At 70.7% G+C, this 18,912-nt stretch carries 17 protein-coding genes; 6 read left to right on the top strand and 11 right to left on the bottom strand.

Annotated features, from left to right (window positions below; genetic code table 11):
* Position 1 precedes the first annotated feature (1 nt).
* Both OG758_RS37190 and OG758_RS37185 read right to left on the bottom strand, forming a co-directional pair.
* On the bottom strand, positions 2–1,366 hold the full coding sequence (locus tag OG758_RS37190; RefSeq protein ID WP_326713906.1) for an aldehyde dehydrogenase family protein: 1,365 nt from the start codon (positions 1,364–1,366) through the stop codon (positions 2–4).
* 1 nt (position 1,367) lies between these two features.
* On the bottom strand, positions 1,368–2,744 hold the full coding sequence (locus OG758_RS37185) for a glutamine synthetase family protein (protein WP_326713905.1): 1,377 nt from the start codon (positions 2,742–2,744) through the stop codon (positions 1,368–1,370).
* An 86-nt stretch (positions 2,745–2,830) separates the two neighbouring features.
* Between OG758_RS37185 and OG758_RS37180 the strand changes: the two genes are divergently transcribed.
* The 3 genes from OG758_RS37180 to OG758_RS37170 all read left to right on the top strand — a co-directional run bounded on the left by OG758_RS37180 (position 2,831) and on the right by OG758_RS37170 (position 5,835).
* Positions 2,831–3,556 carry a FadR/GntR family transcriptional regulator gene (locus OG758_RS37180; protein ID WP_326713904.1) on the top strand — a complete coding sequence of 242 codons (726 nt, stop codon included), beginning with the start codon at positions 2,831–2,833 and terminating at the stop codon, positions 3,554–3,556.
* Positions 3,557–3,667: 111 nt separating this feature from the next.
* Complete coding sequence (gene eat, locus OG758_RS37175) at positions 3,668–5,116, top strand: ethanolamine permease (protein WP_326713903.1); 1,449 nt, start codon at positions 3,668–3,670, stop codon at positions 5,114–5,116.
* Between the two features lie 26 nt (positions 5,117–5,142).
* Positions 5,143–5,835 carry a gamma-glutamyl-gamma-aminobutyrate hydrolase family protein gene (locus OG758_RS37170; RefSeq protein ID WP_326716163.1) on the top strand — a complete coding sequence of 231 codons (693 nt, stop codon included), beginning with the start codon at positions 5,143–5,145 and terminating at the stop codon, positions 5,833–5,835.
* Positions 5,836–5,850: 15 nt separating this feature from the next.
* Here OG758_RS37170 and OG758_RS37165 read toward each other — a convergent pair whose 3' ends face one another.
* A complete protein-coding gene (locus OG758_RS37165; RefSeq protein WP_326713902.1) occupies positions 5,851–6,792 on the bottom strand; it encodes a LysR family transcriptional regulator in 942 nt (313 codons plus the stop codon).
* Between the two features lie 70 nt (positions 6,793–6,862).
* Here OG758_RS37165 and OG758_RS37160 point away from each other — a divergent pair, with 70 nt between their 5' ends.
* Positions 6,863–8,020, top strand: a complete 1,158-nt coding sequence (locus OG758_RS37160; protein WP_326713901.1) for a TDT family transporter — start codon at positions 6,863–6,865, stop codon at positions 8,018–8,020.
* Here OG758_RS37160 and OG758_RS37155 read toward each other — a convergent pair.
* The 4 genes from OG758_RS37155 to OG758_RS37140 all read right to left on the bottom strand — a co-directional run bounded on the left by OG758_RS37155 (position 7,947) and on the right by OG758_RS37140 (position 13,154).
* Positions 7,947–8,687 carry a helical backbone metal receptor gene (locus OG758_RS37155; protein WP_382059918.1) on the bottom strand — a complete coding sequence of 247 codons (741 nt, stop codon included), beginning with the start codon at positions 8,685–8,687 and terminating at the stop codon, positions 7,947–7,949. The genes OG758_RS37160 and OG758_RS37155 overlap by 74 nt on opposite strands.
* On the bottom strand, positions 8,684–9,259 hold the full coding sequence (locus OG758_RS37150; protein WP_266566330.1) for a helix-turn-helix domain-containing protein: 576 nt from the start codon (positions 9,257–9,259) through the stop codon (positions 8,684–8,686). The genes OG758_RS37155 and OG758_RS37150 overlap by 4 nt, the downstream gene beginning before the upstream one ends.
* 159 nt (positions 9,260–9,418) lie before the next feature.
* Positions 9,419–12,037, bottom strand: a complete 2,619-nt coding sequence (locus OG758_RS37145; RefSeq protein ID WP_326713900.1) for an ABC transporter permease/substrate binding protein — start codon at positions 12,035–12,037, stop codon at positions 9,419–9,421.
* Positions 12,030–13,154, bottom strand: a complete 1,125-nt coding sequence (locus OG758_RS37140; protein ID WP_326713899.1) for a quaternary amine ABC transporter ATP-binding protein — start codon at positions 13,152–13,154, stop codon at positions 12,030–12,032. The genes OG758_RS37145 and OG758_RS37140 overlap by 8 nt, the downstream gene beginning before the upstream one ends.
* A gap of 249 nt (positions 13,155–13,403) precedes the next feature.
* Between OG758_RS37140 and OG758_RS37135 the strand changes: the two genes are divergently transcribed.
* Together OG758_RS37135 and OG758_RS37130 are read left to right on the top strand one after the other, a co-directional pair.
* Positions 13,404–14,351, top strand: coding sequence for a 5'-3' exonuclease (locus OG758_RS37135; RefSeq protein WP_326713898.1), 948 nt, complete (start codon positions 13,404–13,406; stop codon positions 14,349–14,351).
* Between the two features lie 51 nt (positions 14,352–14,402).
* Complete coding sequence (locus tag OG758_RS37130) at positions 14,403–15,236, top strand: siderophore-interacting protein (protein ID WP_326713897.1); 834 nt, start codon at positions 14,403–14,405, stop codon at positions 15,234–15,236.
* 64 nt (positions 15,237–15,300) lie between these two features.
* Here OG758_RS37130 and OG758_RS37125 read toward each other — a convergent pair whose 3' ends face one another.
* The 4 genes from OG758_RS37125 to OG758_RS37110 all read right to left on the bottom strand — a co-directional run bounded on the left by OG758_RS37125 (position 15,301) and on the right by OG758_RS37110 (position 18,852).
* A complete protein-coding gene (locus OG758_RS37125; RefSeq protein ID WP_326713896.1) occupies positions 15,301–16,077 on the bottom strand; it encodes an ABC transporter permease in 777 nt (258 codons plus the stop codon).
* Positions 16,074–17,102 carry an ATP-binding cassette domain-containing protein gene (locus OG758_RS37120; RefSeq protein WP_326713895.1) on the bottom strand — a complete coding sequence of 343 codons (1,029 nt, stop codon included), beginning with the start codon at positions 17,100–17,102 and terminating at the stop codon, positions 16,074–16,076. The genes OG758_RS37125 and OG758_RS37120 overlap by 4 nt, the downstream gene beginning before the upstream one ends.
* 324 nt (positions 17,103–17,426) lie before the next feature.
* Positions 17,427–18,074 carry a PadR family transcriptional regulator gene (locus tag OG758_RS37115; RefSeq protein ID WP_326713894.1) on the bottom strand — a complete coding sequence of 216 codons (648 nt, stop codon included), beginning with the start codon at positions 18,072–18,074 and terminating at the stop codon, positions 17,427–17,429.
* Between the two features lie 181 nt (positions 18,075–18,255).
* On the bottom strand, positions 18,256–18,852 hold the full coding sequence (locus tag OG758_RS37110; protein ID WP_326713893.1) for a GNAT family N-acetyltransferase: 597 nt from the start codon (positions 18,850–18,852) through the stop codon (positions 18,256–18,258).
* Between the last annotated feature and the right edge of the window lie 60 nt (positions 18,853–18,912).

Genomic DNA, 18,912 nt, shown 5'->3' with positions numbered 1-18,912 from the left:
TTCAGGCCTCCGTGCTTTCCGTACTGATGAAGACGTTCTTGGTCTCGGTGAAGGCGGTGAGGGCGTCGGGGCCCAGTTCGCGGCCGACGCCGGACTGCTTGTAGCCGCCGAACGGGGTCGAGTAGCGGACGCTGGAGTGGGAGTTGACCGAGAGGTTCCCGGCGCGGACCGCCCCGGCGACGCGCAGGGCGCGGCCCACGTCCCGGGTCCACAGGGATCCGGAGAGCCCGTACTCGGTGGCGTTGGCGAGCCGGATCGCGTCGGCCTCGTCGTCGAAGGGCAGGACGACGGCGACGGGCCCGAAGACCTCCTCGGCGGCGGCGGGCGCGTCGGGGGCGGTGTCGGTGAGGACGGTCGGCGGGAACCAGAATCCGGCGCCCTCGGGGGCGCTGCCCCGCACGGCGGCCGCTTCCCCGTCGACGTACGAACGGACCCGTTCCAGCTGGGACTTGGAGATCAGCGGGCCCATCTGGGTCTTCTCGTCGGCGGGGTCGCCGACGACGACGGACTCGATCGCGGGCGCGAGCAGAGCGAGGAACCGGTCGTGGACGGACCGTTGTACGAGGATGCGGGTGCGGGCGCAGCAGTCTTGGCCGGCGTTGTCGAGGAACGACATGGGGGTCGCGGCGGCGGCCGCCTCGATGTCGGCGTCGGCGAACACGATGTTCGGGCTCTTGCCGCCGAGTTCGAGGGTCACGCGCTTCACCTGGCCGGCGCACTTGGCCATGATCTGTTTGCCGACGCGGGTGGAGCCGGTGAACACGATCTTGGCGACGCCCGGGTGCTCCACGAGGGCGGCTCCCGCCACGTCTCCCGCGCCGGGAAGGACCTGGAAGAGGTACTCGGGAAGCCCTGCCTCCAGGGCGAGTTCGGCGAGGCGGAGCGCGGTGAGCGGGGTCGTCTCGGCGGGCTTGAGGATCACCGCGTTCCCGGCGGCGAGCGCCGGGGCCGTGCCCCACGCGGCGATCGGCATGGGGAAGTTCCAGGGCGCGATGACACCGACGACGCCGAGGGGTTCGAGGATCGTGATGTCGAGGCCGCCGGCGACGGGGATCTGGCGGCCGGTGAGGCGCTCCACTCCCCCGGCCGCGTAGTCGAGCAGGTCGCGGACGTTGGCGGCCTCCCAGCGGGCGTTGCCGATGGTGTGTCCGGCCTCGCGCACCTCGAGGCGGGCGAGTTCCTCGACGTGCTCGTCGACGACGGCGGCGAAGCGGCGCAGGAGGCGGGCCCGGTCGGCCGGGGCCGCGGCCGCCCAGCCGCGCTGCGCCTGGTGGGCCCGCAGGACCGCGGCGTCGACCTGCTCGCGGGAGGTCGCGTGGATCGTGGCGACGACTTCTTCGGTCGCCGGGTTGAGGATGTCGTGCACGCTAGAGCCTTTCGAACGACCTGCGGAGTTCCCAGTCGGTGACGGCGGCGTCGAACGCGTCCAGTTCGACCCGCGCCATGTTGCGGTAGTGCGCGACGACCTCGTCGCCGAACGCGGCCTTGGCGATGGGGCTGTTCTCCCACAGCTCGGCTGCCTCGCGCAGCGTCGTGGGAACGTGCTCGTACTCGCCGGTGTAGGCGTTTCCGGTGCACTCCTCGGGCAGTTCGAGCTTCTGCTCGATGCCGTACAGGCCGGCGGCCACGAGTCCGGCGACCGCGAGGTGCGGGTTCACGTCGCCGCCGGGCAGGCGGTTCTCGAAACGCATCGAGCGGCCGTGGCCGACGACGCGGAGCGCGCAGGTGCGGTTGTCGTAGCCCCACGCGGCGGCGGTCGGCGCGAAGGAGCCCGGCTGGAACCGCTTGTACGAGTTGATGTTGGGTGCGTAGAGCAGCGAGAAGTCACGCAGCGCGGCGAGCTGGCCCGCGAGGAAGTGCCGCATCACCGGCGACATCCCGCCGGGGTCGTCCGCGGTGCCCGCCATGACGTTGGTGCCGGGCTCGTCGATGGACTGGAGCGAGAGGTGGATGTGACAGGAGTTGCCCTCGCGCTCGTTGAACTTGGCCATGAAGGTGAGCGAGACACCCTCCTGGGCCGCGATCTCCTTGGCGCCGGTCTTGTAGACGGCGTGCTGGTCGCAGGTGACGAGGGCCTCGTCGTAGCGGAACACGATCTCGTGCTGGCCCGGGTTGCACTCGCCCTTGGCGGACTCGACGACGAGGCCGGCCGCGGCCATGTCGTTGCGGATGCGGCGCAGGAGCGGCTCGATGCGGCCGGTGCCGAGGACCGAGTAGTCGATGTTGTACTGGTTGGCGGGGGTCAGGTTCTTGTAGCCCGCGTCCCAGGCCTGCTCGTAGGTGTCCTTGAAGACGATGAACTCCAGCTCCGTGCCGACGTGGGCGGAGTAGCCGAGTTCGGCGAGCCGGTCGAGCTGGCGGCGCAGGATCTGCCGGGGCGCGGCCACGACGGGCGAGGCATCGTTCCACGCCAGGTCCGCGATGAGCATCGCGGTGCCGTCGTTCCAGGGGACGCGGCGCAGGGTGGAGAGGTCGGCGTGCATGGCGAAGTCGCCGTAGCCGCGGTCCCAGGAGGACATCTCGTATCCGTCGACCGTGTTCATCTCGGTGTCGACGGCGAGGAGGTAGTTGCAGCCCTCCGTGCCGTGGGCGAGGACCTCGTCGAGGAAGAAGCGGGCGGCGAACCGCTTGCCCTGGAGCCGCCCTTGCATATCAGGGAAGGCCAGGACGACAGTGTCGATCTCTCCACTCTCGACGAGGGACGTGAGCTCCTCGACGCCGAGCGGGGGTGTGCGGTCTGCCACGGGAAGGCCTCCTTCGGGCTTCTTCGGTCAGCCGGAAGCCATAAGGTATTGCGGAGAACCATTGCTTGGGAAGGGGGTACGGCCATATGTCGCACACGGATGGCGACGACCGGCTCACGCCGGTACTGCGGCCCGTGCGGGCGGGCAACGGATTCGAGGAGGCCCTGGAGCAGATCCTCCAGGTCGTCCGGCTCGGCCTGGTGCCGGGGGGTGAACGCCTGCCCTCCGAGCGGGAGTTGGCGGACCGGCTCGGCATCAGCAGGGTGACACTGAGGGAGGTCCTGAAGGTGCTCCAGGACCAGGGCCTGGTCGAGTCGCGGCGCGGGCGCTACGGCGGCACGTTCGTGGTGGCGCGCACGGACGCGCCGGGCGAGGACGAGCTGCGCCGCCGCCTCGAGGACGTGGACGTCGAGGACGCGCTGCGCTTCCGGGAGGTACTGGAGGTCGGCGCGGCCGGCCTGTGCGCCGCTCACGGCCTCACGGACGAACAGGCCGGGCGGCTGCGCGAAGCCCTCGCGCGCACCCATGACGCGCCCCTCGCCGACTACCGCCGGCTCGACACGCTGCTGCATCTGACGCTCGCCGAACTGTGTGGCTCCCCCACACTCACGGCCCAGTACGCGGCGGTGCGCGCGACGGTGAACGACCTCCTCGACTGCATCCCGCTGTTGGTACGGAACCTGGAGCATTCACAGCGCCAGCACACGGCCCTGGTGGAGGCGGTGCTCGACGGGGACGCGGACGGGGCGCGGGAGATGATGCGCGAGCACTGCGCCGGCACGGCCGCTCTCCTGCGGGGCTTCCTGACCTGAGCCCGCGATCAACCGGCGCGTAACGCAGGGGTCTTGATTTCTACGCACGCTCCCCGCAAAGGTATGGATCCACTCCATTGAGCATCCACCGTACGACGGGGAGCCCGCGCCATGACCTTGGACACCCAGAACACCCGCCCCACCGGTGATACGGGGGACGACTATCTGGAACGCAGAACGCTGCGCCGCGGCAGCGCGGGCTGGCTGCTCCTGACCGGGCTCGGCGTCGCGTACGTCGTCTCCGGCGACTACTCGGGCTGGAACTTCGGCCTGGCGCAGGGCGGCTTCGGCGGCCTCGGGATCGCGATGGCCCTGATGGGCGTCATGTACGCGTGCATGGTGTTCTCGCTGGCCGAGCTGTCCTCGGTGCTGCCCACCGCGGGCGGCGGCTACGGCTTCGCCCGCCGGGCCCTCGGCCCCTGGGGCGGCTTCCTCACCGGCACGGCGATCCTCATCGAGTACGTCCTCGCGCCGGCCGCCATCTCCATCTTCATCGGCGACTACGTCGAGTCGCTCGGCCTGTTCGGCCTGACCTCCGGCCGGCCGGTCTACCTGGCCTGCTTCCTCGTCTTCATCGGCATCCACCTGTGGGGCGTGGGAGAGGCGCTGCGCTTCAGCTTCGTCGTCACCGGCATCGCGGTCGCGGCGCTGCTCGTCTTCGCGGTAGCCGCGTTCACCGACTTCGACGCGTCGAAGCTCAACGACATCCCCGTGGACACGGGCGCGTTCGGCGCCAACTCCTGGCTCCCCATGGGCCTGTTGGGGATCTGGGCGGCGTTCCCGTTCGGCATGTGGTTCTTCCTGGGCGTGGAGGGCGTGCCGCTCGCGGCCGAGGAGACCAAGGATCCGGCGCGCACGCTGCCCCGCGCCATCCGCTGGTCCATGGCGATCCTCGTGGTGCTCGCCGTCCTGACGTTCCTCGCCTCGTCGGGGGCGCGCGGCTCGGCCGCGATCCAGGGGGCGGGGAACCCGCTCGTGGAGGCACTCCAGCCCGGCGGCAGGGCGACCGCGCTGAGCCGCATCGTGAACTACGCGGGGCTCGCGGGCCTGGTCGCGTCGTTCTTCTCCCTCATCTACGCGGGCTCGCGCCAGCTCTTCGCGCTCTCCCGCGCGGGCTACCTGCCCCGCTTCCTGTCGCTCACCAGCCGGCGCAAGGCGCCCTACCTCGGCCTGCTCGTGCCGGGCGCGATCGGCTTCGCGCTGGCGGCATCGACGGGGGACGGTGCCCGCATGCTGAACGTCGCGGTGTTCGGCGCGACGATCTCGTACGCTCTGATGTCCCTGTCGCACATCGTGCTGCGGCGCCGGGAACCGGGCCTCGAGCGGCCGTACCGCACTCCGGGCGGCGTGCTCACGTCCTCCGTGGCACTGGTCCTCGCGTGCGCGGCGCTGGTCGCCACCTTCCTGGTGGACGTGACGGCGGCGCTGATCGCGCTCGGGGTGTACGCGGTGGCGATCGGGTACTTCGGGGCCTACAGCCGCAGGCATCTGGTGGCGCGGGCCCCCGAGGAGGAGTTCGCGGCGCTCGCGGCGGCAGAGGCCGAACTGGAACGGGACTGACCATGGCGAGGGAGCACGGGCACATGATGGGCAGGCCGCTGATCGGGGTCAGCACCTACTTGGAGGCGAAGGCGAGCTGGGGCGTGTGGGAGTTGCCCGCCGCACTGCTGCCCGCCGGGTACCCGCGGCTCGTGCAGTCCGCGGGCGGCCTCGCCGCGATGGTGCCGCCGGACGACCCCGCGTACGCGCCCTCGGTGGTCGCCCGGCTCGACGGGCTCGTCGTCGCGGGCGGTCCCGACGTGGAACCGGGCCGGTACGGCGCCGAGCGCGAGGACCGCACCGGGCCGCCCGCGGTCGAGCGGGACGCGTGGGAACTCGCCCTGATCCGCGCCGCGTTGGCGTCCGGCAAGCCGCTGCTCGGCATCTGCCGGGGCATGCAGCTCCTGAACGTGGCCCTCGGCGGCACGCTCACCCAGCACATCGAGGGGCACGTCAAGGACATCGGCGTCTTCGGGACGCACGCGGTGACGCCCGTGCCCGGGACGCGGTACGGCGAGCTGGTGCCCGACGAGTCGGACGTGCCGACCTACCACCATCAGGCGGTCGACCGGCTCGGCCGGGGTCTGGTCGCGTCGGCCCACGCGGCGGACGGCACGGTCGAGGCGGTTGAACTCCAGGGCCTCACCTGGGTACTCGGCGTGCAGTGGCACCCCGAGATGGGCGAGGACGCACGCGTCATGGGCGGCCTGATCCGCGCGGCGGCGCGGGGCGGCTCCTGACGTCACGGGCGACGCTCAGGCCGGCCCGCGCGTGAGAGCGAGCAGCTCCCTGGCCGGCCCCACCGGCCGGTGCCCGGTCGGCCAGACCGCGCGCAGGTCCCTGCGCAGCCGTACGCCTTCGAGCGGGATCTCGACGAGCCTGCGGGCGGCGAGCTCTTCGCCGACGGCTAGCTCGCTCAGGACGGAGGGGCCCGCCCCGCTCACCGCCGCCGCCTTCACCGCGGTCGTCGACGACAGCTCGATGAGGGGGCGCGCCAGGCCGCCGAGCGCGGCGTCGAGGACCTGCCGGGTGCCCGAGCCGCGCTCGCGCAGGATGAGCGGGGTCGCCGCCAGCTCGTCGGCCGCCAGCGGCTTCCTGCGCCGGGCCCACGGGTGTCCGGGGGCGGTGACCACGATGAGCCGGTCGTGGGCGATGACCGTGGCGTCCAGGCCCGCGGGCACCGCGAGGCCCTCGACGAAGCCGAGGTCCGCGTCGCCGGACAGGAGGCGCTCCGCGACCGCCGCCGAGTTGCCCGCGTGGAGCGACACCGCCGTGTCGGGGCGCTCCGCGCGCAGCGCGAGCAGCCAGTTCGGCAGCAGGTACTCGGCGATCGTCATGCTCGCGGCGACCCGCAGGCGCGAGTCACGGCGGTCGCGCAGCGCCTGTGCCCCGGCGTCGAAGGCGGCCGCCGCCTCGACGATCCGCCGCGCCCAGTCCGTGACGAGCGCGCCCGCGTCGGTGAGCCGTGAGCCGCGCGGCGACCGGTCGACCAGGGCCACCCCGAGCTGGCGTTCCATGGAGCGGATGCGGCTACTGGCGGCGGGCTGCGTGATGCCCGTCTCGCGGGCTGCGCGGCCCAGACTGCCGAGCCGCGCCACGGCGAGCAGGAGTTCCAGCGCGCCGAGGTCCGGGACCCGGTGGGCGAGCCCTGCCCCCGTCGTGGAACCGTCCGCCGCACCCGCCGTATCGCCACTCATAAATCCAGCTTATGCCCTCATAGAGGCATGGTCCCTGGTGGGGGGATCGGCCCGGCGCGATCGTGGACTCATGGTCACCGCCGCCCAGCCGCTGACAGCGGCCCGCATCCCGTCCCTTCGATGTCCCGCCGTCCGGCGGCTCGGTCCCAACTGGTACGCGTCCGTGATGGGTACGGCGATCATCGCGAACGCGGGCGCCGCGCTCCCCGTACACGTTCCGGGCCTGCGGGCCCTGTGCACCGTGATGTGGGCACTGTCCCTCGTGGCGCTCCTCGTCCTCCTCACGGCCCGCGCCCTGCACTGGACACACCACAGCGACCGCGCAAAGGAACATCTCCTCGACCCGGCCGTGGCCCCCTTCTACGGCTGCCTCGCGATGGCATTGCTCGCTGTCGGCGGCGGCACGATGCTCGTCGGCCAGGACTGGATCGGGACGCAGGCGGCCGTGGCCCTGGACACGGTGCTGTTCACGGCGGGGACGGTGACCGGGCTCGTCGCGGCGGTGGCCGTCCCGTACCTGATGGTGGCCAAACACCGGATCGAGCCGGGTCAGGCGTCCCCCGTCTGGCTGCTCCCCGTCGTGGCGCCCATGGTGTCCGCGGCCGTCGGCCCGCTCCTGGTGCCGCATCTCCCGTCGGGCCAGTGGCAGCAGACGATGCTCCTCGCCTGTGTCGCCATGTTCGGGCTCAGTCTGATCGCCACCGCGGTGATGCTTCCGGTGATCTTCGCGCGCCTGGTGACGGCGGGACCGCTGCCGCTGATGCTCACGCCCGCGCTGTTCCTCGTGCTCGGCCCCCTCGGCCAGTCGACGACCGCCGTCAACAAGTTCGCGGACACCGCGCCCGGCGTCCTGCCGGCCCCCTACGACCAGGGGTACGGCGTCTTCGCCGTCCTGTTCGGAGTCCCCGTGATGGGGTTCGCACTGCTGTGGCTGGCGCTCGCGGCGGCGCTCGTGGTGCGGGCCCGCCGCCGCGGCATGCGGTTCTCGATGACGTGGTGGGCGTTCACCTTCCCCATCGGCACCTGTGTCACCGGCGCGGAGGGCCTCGCCAAGCACACCGGGCTCGCGGCGTACGACGCGCTCGCGGTCGTCCTGTACGCCGTACTCGTCGCCGCCTGGGCCTTCGCCGCCGTGCCCACGGTCCGCGGCCTGATCAGCGGAGAGCTGCTCGCAGCGCCGCGCGCAGCACAGCCGGCGCCTGCGTCAACGACGGCCCGTACCACGTGAGATGACGCCCGCTGACGAGCGCGGCGGGCACCGGGAACTGCTCAGGCCCGTCGTCGCGCGTGAAGCGGTACGGCTCGTCGGGCAGCACCACCAGGTCGATGTCCGCCGAGCGCAGTTCGTCGGCCGCCAGGCGCGGGTAGCGCTCGCCGTGGTCCGCGTACACGTTGTCCACGCCGAGCCGGGCGAGCACGTCACCGGCGAAGGTGTCCCTGCCCAGCACCATCCAGGGGCGCCGCCACACCGGCACCGCCGCCCGCAGCCGCCGGGTGGGGGGCTCCAGTCCGTCCCAGGCCGCCGCGGCCTCGTCCAGCCAGCGGGGCCGGCGGGGAGAGCCGCAGGCCCTGAGGACCCGCTCCAGCTCACGCAGCGCGCCCGGCAGATCGCGGATCTCGGTGACGAGGACGTCGAGTCCCGCGGCGCGCAGAGCCGCGAGGTCGGGCGCGCGGTTCTCCTCCTCGTTCGCGATCACCAGATCGGGGGCGAGGGCGACGACCCGTTCGACGTCGGGGTTCTTCGTGCCGCCGATCCGTACGAGACCGCTGCCGAGGTCCACCGGGTGTGTGCACCAGTCCGTGGCACCGACCAGGGCTCCGGGCAGCGTGACGGCGACCGCCTCGGTCAGCGAGGGGACGAGGGAGACGACACGCGGGCCGCGGGACACGGTCACCGCCCGGGTTCGTCCCGTGCCTCGATGTGTTCGGCGACCGCGACGACGAGCACGCGCGCGTCCGCGGCGGTGGCCCGCCAGCGGTGCCGTACGCCACCGGTCAGGTACAGGCTGTCACCGCGACCCAGCCGGTAGGCCCTGCCCTCGGCCTCGACCTCGACGGCGCCTTCGGTGACGTACATCAGCACGTCGTTGCGGAGCTGGAACTCGCGACGCGGGTCGTGGTCGCCGATGAACTCCTCGGCGTGGAGCTGGTGATGGCCGCGGACGAGGGAGCGCACGACCGATTCGGGGGACGCGTCCTCGGCGACCGTGGTGTCGTCCGCGCGCACCAGGTCCACGGTGTGTGCGGGGTCGGCGGCGGCCAGGAGCTCGACCGCCGTGGTGCCGAGCGCGTCGGCCACCTTCTCCAGGGATCGCCGGCTCGGCCGGGCGCGTTCGTTCTCGACCTGGCTCAGGAACGGGACGGACAGGCCGCTGCGCTCGGCCACGGTGGCAAGGGTGAGCTCCTGGGCCCGGCGCCTGCGCCGCACGGCCGCGCCCACCCGAAGAGTCTCCTTGTGTTCGTCCATCGCTCCGGCTGCCTCCCGCGCGTCGTCATCTGCTCGGCTCCTTGCACCCTACGCAGGTTCGCCGGACGGTTTCATGTGAGCGGCGGAACGCGCGTGGGCGGCCGGTGCTGAACACCGGCCGCCCACGCGCTTGGAACTGCTTCGGAACGTACTCGGGAACTACTGCGGAGCCATCCGGTCCGCGACGCCCTTGTGCGTCTTCAGCCACGCGTCCACGGCCTCTTCCTCATGGCCCTGACCGTGCTTCTTGATCTCCGCCTCGAGGCTGCCCAGCTCGCTCTCGCTCATCTTGAAGTTCTTGAACCACTTCGTGAGCTGCGGGTACTTCGAGGGGAAGCTCTTGTTGGCGATGGTGCGGATCGTGTTGCCCTCACCGAAGAGCTTCTTGGAGTCGGTCAGCTTGTTGAGCTTGTACTCGCTGTACGCCCAGTGCGGCGACCAGAGCACGACGGCGACCGGCTGCTTCTTGGCGTACGCGCGCTTCAGCTCGGCGAGCATCGCGGGCGTGGAGCCGTCGACGACCTTGTACTCCTTGTCCAGGCCGTAGCCCGGCAGGACGTTCTTCTTCAGCAGGTTCATCTCGCCGGTGCCCGGCTCGATACCGATGATCTTGCCGTCGAAGGTGGAGCCCTTGCCCTTGAGGTCCTCGAGGGACTTGACGCCCTTCACGTAGGACGGCACGGCGACCTCGAGCGACGTCGGGCTGTACCAGGAGCCCAGGTCCGTCAGGTTGTCCTTGTGCTTGTCCCAGTAGTTCTTCTGGGCATAGGGCAGCCAGGCGTCGAAGTTGACGTCCAGGTCGCCGGAGCCGAGACCCGTGTAGACGGGGCCGACGTCCATCTGCTTCAGGTTGAGCTTGTAGCCGCGGTCGCCGAGGACCCGCTTCCACAGATAGGTGACCGCGACGTCCTCGTCCCAGGGGAACCAGGCGACGTTCACCGGACGGGCGGCCTCACCCTTGCCGCCGGCCGTCGACGACTTCTTGACCGGGGCCAGCTTGTCGACGACGCCGGGGTTGGACTTCAGCCAGGTCTTGACGGCGTCCTGCTGCTTGCCCTTGCCGGCCTTGTTGATCTCGGCCTCAAGACTCGTGAGCTGCTTCTCGGTCAGCTTGAAGTCCTTGAGCCACTTGCCGACCTCGGGGTTGTCCGCGGCGAAGCCCTTGCGGGACAGCGTGTGCACGCCGTCACCCTTGCCCCAGGCACCCTTCGGGTCCTTGAGCTTCTTCAGCTTGTAGTCGCTGTACGCCCAGTGCGGCGACCAGAGCGTCGTGACGATCGGCTGCTTCTTGGCGTACGCGCGCTTCAGCTGCGCCAGCATCGCCGGCGTGGAGCTGTCGACGACCTTGTACTCCTTGTCGAGGCCGTACTCCTTGAGGACCTTGTCCTTGAGGATCCCCATCATTCCGGCGCTGGACTCGATGCCGGTGATCTTGCCGTCGAACGTGCCGCTCTTGCCCTTGAGGTCCTCGAGCGAGTCGATGCCCTTCATGTACGCGGGCACGGACAGCTCGAGCGACGTCGGGCCGTACCAGGAACCCATGTCGTCGAGCTGCTTGCCGTACTTCTTCCAGTACTGGGCGTGTGTGGTCGGCAGCCAGGAGTCGGTCTCGAAGTCGATCTGGCCGGAGGCCAGCGACGTGTACAGCGGCCCGGCTTCGAGCTGCTTGACCTGCACGTCGAATCCACGCTGCTCGAGGATCTCCTTCCACAGGAAGGTGGAGGCGACGCCCTCGTCCCACGGGATGTAGCCGATGGAGATCTTCTTGCCCTGGCCGACGTTCGACGCGTCGGCCATCGGCGTCTCGTTCTTCGAACCGCCGAAGATGCCCATGCCGCCCGCGACGAGCGCGAGGATGACGACACCGACGACCGCGACCGCGGCCTGCGGACGATAGTTCCAGACCGTCAGACCGTGCGCGGCGCGCACCTTGGCGAGCGCGCGGCGGCCCATCGGGGACGACTGGGTGCCGAGCGCGCCGGTCATGCGGTCCAGGTAGATCGCGAGGATCACGATGGCGACGCCGGACTCGGAGCCGAGACCGATGTTCAGCTGGCCGATGGCCTCGTTCACGTCGGCGCCGAGGCCCTCGGAGCCGACCATGCCCGCGATGGCGGCCATGGACAGGCCCAGCATGATGACCTGGTTGACACCGGCCATGATCGACGGGAGCGCGAGCGGCAGCTGGACGCGGAACAGCGTGTTGCGCGGGGTGTCACCGAACGCGTCGGCGGCCTCGACCAGTTCCTTGTCGACCTGCCGGATGCCCAGCTCCGTCATGCGGACGCCGGGGGCCAGGGCGAAGATCAGGGTCGCGACGATGCCCGCGGGGGCGCCCGAGCCGAAGAACAGGATGGCCGGGATGAGGTAGATCATCGCGGGCAGCGTCTGCATGAAGTCCAGGACCGGGCGCACGACCGCGCTGACCCGGTTGGAGCGGGCCGCCCAGATGCCGACCGGTACCGAGATGACCAGCGCGATGATCGTCGCCACGAGGACGAGCGACAGCGTCATCATCGCGTGGTCCCACAGTTCGAGGGAGTCGATGAAGGCGAATCCCACGAAGGTCAGGACACCGGCCACCGTGCCGCGCAGCCAGAAGGCGACCACCGCGAAGATGCCCGCGAGGATCAGCGGCTGCGGGGCCTGGAGGACCCAGTTGATGCCGTCGTAGGCACCGTTGAAGACGTTCTTGAAGAAGTCGAAGAGCCACGCGGCGTTGCTGAGCAGCCACTCGACGACGTCGTTGACCCAGTCACCGAAGGGAATCCTAGGCACCGGCGCTCACCTTCTTCACCGGCTCGTCGCCCTCGCCACGCGGCGTGGGGACGGCGTCCTTCGGAGTCTTCGTCATGGAGGTCTGCTCGGTGGGCTTCATCGGCTCACCGAGCACGGCGAGGAGCCGTTCCCGCGTCACGACGCCTGTGAGCTTGCCGCTCTCGTCGGTCACCGCGACGGCGACGCCGTCCTTGGAGCACGGCGTGAACAGCTCGATCACCGGGGTGTCCTCGGTGACCGTCGCGGGCGCGTCGGCCGGGTCGTACCCCTTCTCGGGGGCGGTCATGATGGCGCCCGCGGTCAGCACGCGGGAGCGGTCCACGTCCTGGATGAACGAGGCGACGTAGTCGTTGGCCGGCGTGACGAGGATGTCCTCGGCGCTGCCGATCTGGACGATGCGGCCGTCGCGCATGACGGCGATGCGGTCGCCCAGACGCATGGCCTCGTTCAGGTCATGGGTGATGAAGACGATGGTCTTCTTCAGGGTCTTCTGCAGTTCGAGGAGCTGGTCCTGCATGTCGCGGCGGATCAGCGGGTCGAGCGCGCTGAACGACTCGTCCATGAGGAGCAGGTCCGCGTCGGTGGCGAGTGCGCGGGCCAGGCCTACGCGCTGCTGCATACCGCCGGAGAGCTCGTCGGGCCAGGACTTCTCCCAGCCGGCGAGACCGGCCAGGCGCAGCGCCTCGACGGCGCGCTGCTCGCGCTCCTTGCGCGGGACGCCCTGGACCTCGAGGCCGTACGCGGCGTTCTCGAGCACGCTGCGGTGGGGGAAGAGCGCGAAGTGCTGGAAGACCATGCTGATCTTCTTGGAGCGCACGGCCCGCAGCTCGCGGGGGCTGAGCGCGGTCAGATCCTGGCCATCGAAGCGGACGTGCCCGGCGGTGGGCTCGAGCAGTCCGTTCAGCATGCGCAGAAGCGTGGACTTGCCGGAGCCCGACAGACCCATCACGACGAAGATCTGGCCCGGCTCGACGGTGAAGGAAGCGTCGATCACGGCAGCGGTGGTGCCGCCGGCGCGCAGTTCCTCACGGTCTGCTCCGTGGCGGAGTTTCTCCACCGCTTCATCGGGTCGTCTGCCGAACACCTTGTACAGGTCTTCGGCTTGCAGCGTGGACACATACACCTCTCGGGTAGAACCATGACGGCCCGCCTCCCCCGCCGGCGGGCCGTGGAGCGATGCGAGGTCCGCTCGCAGGCCGGAAACACATCCATTGGTTGAATGAGGGACCGGGTTCGCTCCGGGGGCGCGCCTGCCCTCACTTATGCAGATCAAACGGAAGAGTGTTCCAGTTCACATCTCGTTCACTTCCGGAACCGGATCTGCCACATCCTCGCGAGGCAGTGACTGTCGGTGCCGTGCGGCAGGATGTGGGACGTGACCCAGCGAACCGATCGCCTGATGCTGCTCGACACCGCGTCCCTGTACTTCCGGGCCTACTTCGGGGTCCCCGACTCCGTGAAGGCCCCGGACGGGACGCCGGTCAACGCGGTGCGCGGCCTGCTCGAATTCATCACCCGGCTCGTGCACGACCACCACCCCGACTCGCTGGTGGCCTGCATGGACGCGGACTGGCGCCCCCAGTGGCGGGTCGACCTGATCCCCTCGTACAAGGCGCATCGCGTCGCGCAGGAGACCGAGACCGGGCAGGACGGTTCCTACACAGAGGAGATCCCCGACACCCTCTCCCCCCAGGTCCCGATCATCGAGGACGTGCTCGACGCGGTGGGCATCGCGCGCGTGGGCGTCGAGGGGTACGAGGCGGACGACGTCATCGGCACGTTCACCGGGCGGGCCACCGGTCCGGTCGACATCGTCACCGGCGACCGTGACCTCTTCCAGCTCGTCGACGACGTGCGTGGGCGCCGCGTCCTGTACCCCCTCAAGGGCGTCGGCACCCTCCAGGTCACCGACGAGGAACTGCTGCGCGAGAAGTACGGCGTCGACGGCTCCGGTTACGTGGATCTGGCTCTCCTGCGCGGCGACCCGAGCGACGGCCTGCCGGGCGTGCCCGGCATCGGCGAGAAGACGGCCGCGAAGTTGCTCGCGCAGTTCGGGGACCTGGCCGGGGTCATGGCCGCCGTCGACGACCCGAAGTCGAAGCTGACCCCCTCGCAGCGCAAGCGCCTGGACGAGTCGCGCCCGTACATCGCCGTCGCGCCGACGGTCGTACGGGTCGCACGGGACGTGCCCCTGCCGGACGTGGACACGGTGCTGCCGCGCGAAGCGCGCGATCCCGCGGCCCTCGACAAGCTCGCGGAGCGCTGGGGCTTGGGCGGTTCTTTGCAGCGGCTGCTCACCACCCTGGAGCGCTGAGTGTTAACTTAGGTAAACCTAAGTAGCCAGTGATCTTCAGGGGAGGCCGCCATGGCGGAACGTCCGGAACGCAGGAAGCCGACGGCACACCGGGGCGAGGTCCTGCGCACCGAGCGGCTCACCCCGCACATGCAGCGCGTGGTCCTCGGCGGGGACGGCCTCGCCGCGTTCACCGCGGGCGGCTGCACCGACCACTACGTGAAGCTGCAGTTCCCTCTCGACGGCGTCACCTACCCCGAGCCGTTCGACCTCGGCCGGATCCGCGAGGAGCTGCCGCGCGAGCAGTGGCCTGTGACGCGTACGTACACCGTGCGCGCCTGGGACCCCGTGGTGCGGGAACTGACGCTCGACTTCGTGGTGCACGGCGACGAGGGCATCGCCGGCCCTTGGGCGCGGGACGTACAGCCGGGCGCGAGCGTGCATCTGTCCGGTCCCGGCGGCGCCTACGCCCCGGACTCGACTGCCGACTGGTATCTGCTCGCCGGTGACGAGAGCGCCCTGCCCGCGATCGCCGCCGCCCTGGAGGCGCTGCCCGAGGGCGCCGTCACCCACGCCTTCGTGGAGGTCTCCGACGCCGCCGAGGAGCAGAAGATCGACTCCGCCGCGCAGGTCGTCTGGCTGCACCGCGGCGACCGGCCGGTGGGCGAGGCCCTCGTGGAAGCCGTACGCGGGCTCGCGTTCCCGGCCGGCCGGGTGCAGGCCTTCGTGCACGGCGAGGCGGGCTTCGTGAAGGAACTGCGCCGCCATCTGCGCACCGAGCGGGAGATCCCGCGCGAGGACCTCTCGATCTCCGGGTACTGGCGCCTCGGCCACAACGAGGACGGCTGGCAGGCCTCGAAGCGGGCGTGGAACGCGCAGGTGGAGGCGGAGCAGGAGACGGCGTAGGGCCATCTCCCGCCCCCCCCTGGGGCGCCCCCTCAGACGGGGCGCCTCCCCTGGGGCGCCGTGCTCAGACGGACCGCTGGTACGAGCGGAAGGTGCGGGTCGACAGCCACACCGCCGCGACGGCCAGCACGAGGAGTGCCCCGCCGCGGGTCAGCACGTCACTCCAGTCCGGGTGGTCGGACATCGCCGAACGGCCCGCGACCATCGCCCAGTTGAGCGGGTTGAAGTCGGCCATGTGCCGCATCCACGACGGCATCTGCGACGGCGCCATGAACGCGGAGGACAGGAAGGTCAGCGGGAGCAGCAGGAACGTGTTGATCCCGATGATCGACTCCCGCTCCCTGACCAGCATGCCCAGCGCGTTCGACAGCGCGCCGAACACCGTACCGAGGAGCACCGCGGCGACGACGAGGATCAGCACTCCGCCCGCCCCGCCCGGCAGTTCGGCCCCGCCGAGGAGGCCGAGCAGCACGATGACGACGGACTGGAGCGCGGTGACCAGACCGTTGCTCACCACATTGCCGTTCATCAGGGCCCCACGGCTCACCGGTGTGGTGAGGAACCGGTTGAGCGTGCCGCGCTGGATCTCGTCGAGCGTCGCCATGCCCGCCCACATGTTGGAGCTGAGCGCGCTCATCACGACGACGCCGGGGATGAGGTAGTCGAGATAGGTCGTGGTCCCGAACCCGCCCAGCTCGACGACCTTCTTGAACAGATTGCCGAACAGGAACAGCCAGACCACCGGCTGGATCAGGGTGATCAGCAGATACGCGGGCTGGCGCAGGAACACCATGAGCTGACGCTGCGTCATGTACCAGGTCTGCGGGATCGCGGTACTCATCGGGCACCTCCGGCGGGGGCGAGGGCGCCGGCGGCGGACTCGTCCCCGGTGGCGGCCTGCGCCTCGGAGTAGCGGCGGCCGGCGTAGCGGAGATAGACGTCGTCGAGTGAGGGGCGGGCCACGGTGGCGGCGGTGACCGCTACGCCCGCCCGCTCCAGCGCGCCGAGCAGCGCGGGCACGGCGGCGGCCCCGTCGTCGGCGCGGACACTGACGCGCCGGCCGTCGAACTGGGTCTCGCGCACACCGGGCAGCGCGGCGAGCGCGCTCTCCAGCAGCGTGCGGCCCGCGTCCTGGACGGGGGCGCGCAGCTCCAAGTGGACGGCGTCCCCGCGCAGTTCACCCTTGAGGCCGTCGGGGGTGCCCTCGACGACGACATGGCCGCGGTCGACGACGGCGATGCGCTCGGCGAGCCGGTCGGCCTCTTCGAGGTAGTGCGTGGTGAGCAGGATGGACAGGCCCTCGTCGCCGGCGAGGCGCGTGATCTCGTCCCACATCGCGGTGCGGGCCTCCGGGTCGAGGCCGGTGGTGGGCTCGTCGAGGAAGAGCACCTCGGGCCGGTGGACGAGGCCGAGCGCCACGTCGAGGCGGCGTTGCATGCCGCCCGAGTAGCCCTTGACCTGGCGTCCGGCGGCGTCGGAGAGGCGGAAACGGTCGAGGAGTTCGGTGACGCGCCGGTTCAGGTCGGCTCCGCGCAGGCCGTAGAGCCTGCCCTGGAGCTGGAGGTTCTCGCGGCCGGTGGCGACGGGGTCGGCACCGGACTTCTGGGCGACGACACCGATGGCGCGGCGCACGCGGTCGGGGTGCCGCAGCACGTCGTGGCCCGCGACGGTGGCCGTCCCGGAGTCGGGGCGGGCAAGGGTGGTGAGGATCTTGACGGTGGTGGACTTCCCTGCGCCGTTCGGGCCGAGCAGGCCGAAGACGGTGCCGGGTTCCACGGTGATGTCCAGGCCGCTGAGCGCGGTGACATCGCCGGGATAGGTCTTGACGAGTTGACGCGCCTGCACTGCGGGCGCACGGGTGCTCATGACGACGGCTCTCCTGTGTGAGCGGACGACGGTGGATCCGCTCGCGGGTGTGAGCGGACGACGGCCGATCCACGTGAAGAGCGCCGGGCTATCCTGGGTGTGCCGCACCTCGATCGCCTGGCTCGCCGCACGGTGGGTCGGTCCGGGGTTCGAGACCCTGGCGGGACTGCTGCAACAGTCCTGCCGGGGTCTGTTTGTCTCTCGGCTTGCTTCTCTCCGGGTCTCTCTTTCTCTTCCTACGGTTGAGCCCCACCGGTTTCCGGGTGGGTCACCGGTTCACGAGCGGGCCACCGGCTTGCGGGTGGATCACGGCTTGCGGGCGGATCACCGGTCGAGGCGGGTTTCCTCCAACTCGGCGAATTCCGGCGGGATCTCACCGGTCTCCTGGAACGTCCGCCACTGTTCGACGCCGTCGAGCGTGCCCTCCTTGACCTCCCGCAGGAAGCCCCGGAGCCACTCGGCCTGCGCCTCGACCATGTGCAGCTGGTACTCGGTCTCCACGAGGAAGATCCGCGGCAGCGTCTCGTACAGCTTCATGAGTCCGCCACGCGTGCTCGCCGCCTGGACCTCGAGCGAGGCGAGCCGCTCCTCCAGCAGTCGCGTCACCTCGTCGGGGTGTATGACCCCCATGAGGGAGAGCGCCGTCTCGAAGATCGGGTACTCACGCGCGGGCACGGCGAGCAGGTCGGAGAGCCACTCGAGCGCTTCCTCCCGGCCGTCGTCGGTGATCCCGTAGAGCGTGCGCTCCGGCCGGTTCCCCTGCCGCTGCACGTCCGCCACCTCGACGAAGCCGTGCTTCTCCAGGTTCTGGACGACCGTGTAGAGCGAGCCGTAGTTGATCTTCGTCGTGGTGTCCTTGCCACGCCGGCGCAGGGTCTGCGCGATCTCATACGGGTGCATGGGCTTCTCCATGAGCAGCACCATCACCGCGAGGGCCAGCGGATTGCCCAGCTTGCGCCGCTTCGTGGCCACGGACCTCACCTCACCCTCGCACCCGACACCCCGTATCCGAATATCCGTAGCCGAACATATCGCGATAGAGCATCGAGGTCAATACACGATGTATCGCGAATGAGGCGGGTGCGCAAGAGGTGCGGACTTCGGCGCGGGGATCCGGCGGGAGCGGCCGCGGCAGGTTCGGGTCGTGGCCGCGTCACGCCTCCGGACGGCGATCCCCTTGCACGCGCGCGTGGAGGTGGCAGTCGTGCCAGCCGTCCGCGTGCAGGAGCGCGCTGCGCTTCGTGCCCTCCAGGGCGAACCCCGATTTCAGGGCGACCCGGCAGGACGCCATGTTGCCGACGGCGTGCTGGAGTTCGAGGCGGTGGAAGCCGATCTCGTCGAGCGCCCAGCGGGACAGCGCGGCGACGGCGCGCGGGGCGATACCGGCGCCCCTCGCCGCGGGCAGGACCCAGTACGCGACCTCGGCCAGCCCCTCGTGCAGGGAGAGGGAGCGCAGCGCCGTGCGGCCCACCACCTCGCCGGTGTCCGCCGCGACGAGGGCCCAACTGGCCCTCTGCTCGGCGTCCCAGGCGTCCCGCCACTCCTTCATCCAGCCGCGCGCCTCGTCCTCGGACTCCGCGACCCGTGCGTGCCAGTGCTGGATCGTCGGGTCACGGAACGCCGCGTACACGGCGGGCACGTCGTCGTCCCGCCAGGGCCTCAGGACGAGGCCGCCCTCGGCCTCGATGGTGGGCTGGGGGCCGCGGGCGAGCGTGCCGGTGGCCAGGACCTGCGGAATCGTGATCGGCATGGGCCCCATCCTGCCCCCGGTGGCCCGCCTCCGTCCGTGGTTCCTGGGGACCGGCGGCCG

The sequence above is a fragment of the Streptomyces sp. NBC_01474 genome, from assembly GCF_035918215.1.
In the GTDB taxonomy this organism is placed as follows: Bacteria; Actinomycetota; Actinomycetes; order Streptomycetales; family Streptomycetaceae; genus Streptomyces; species Streptomyces aureus.
This window is presented reverse-complemented; position numbering and strand designations above follow the sequence as displayed.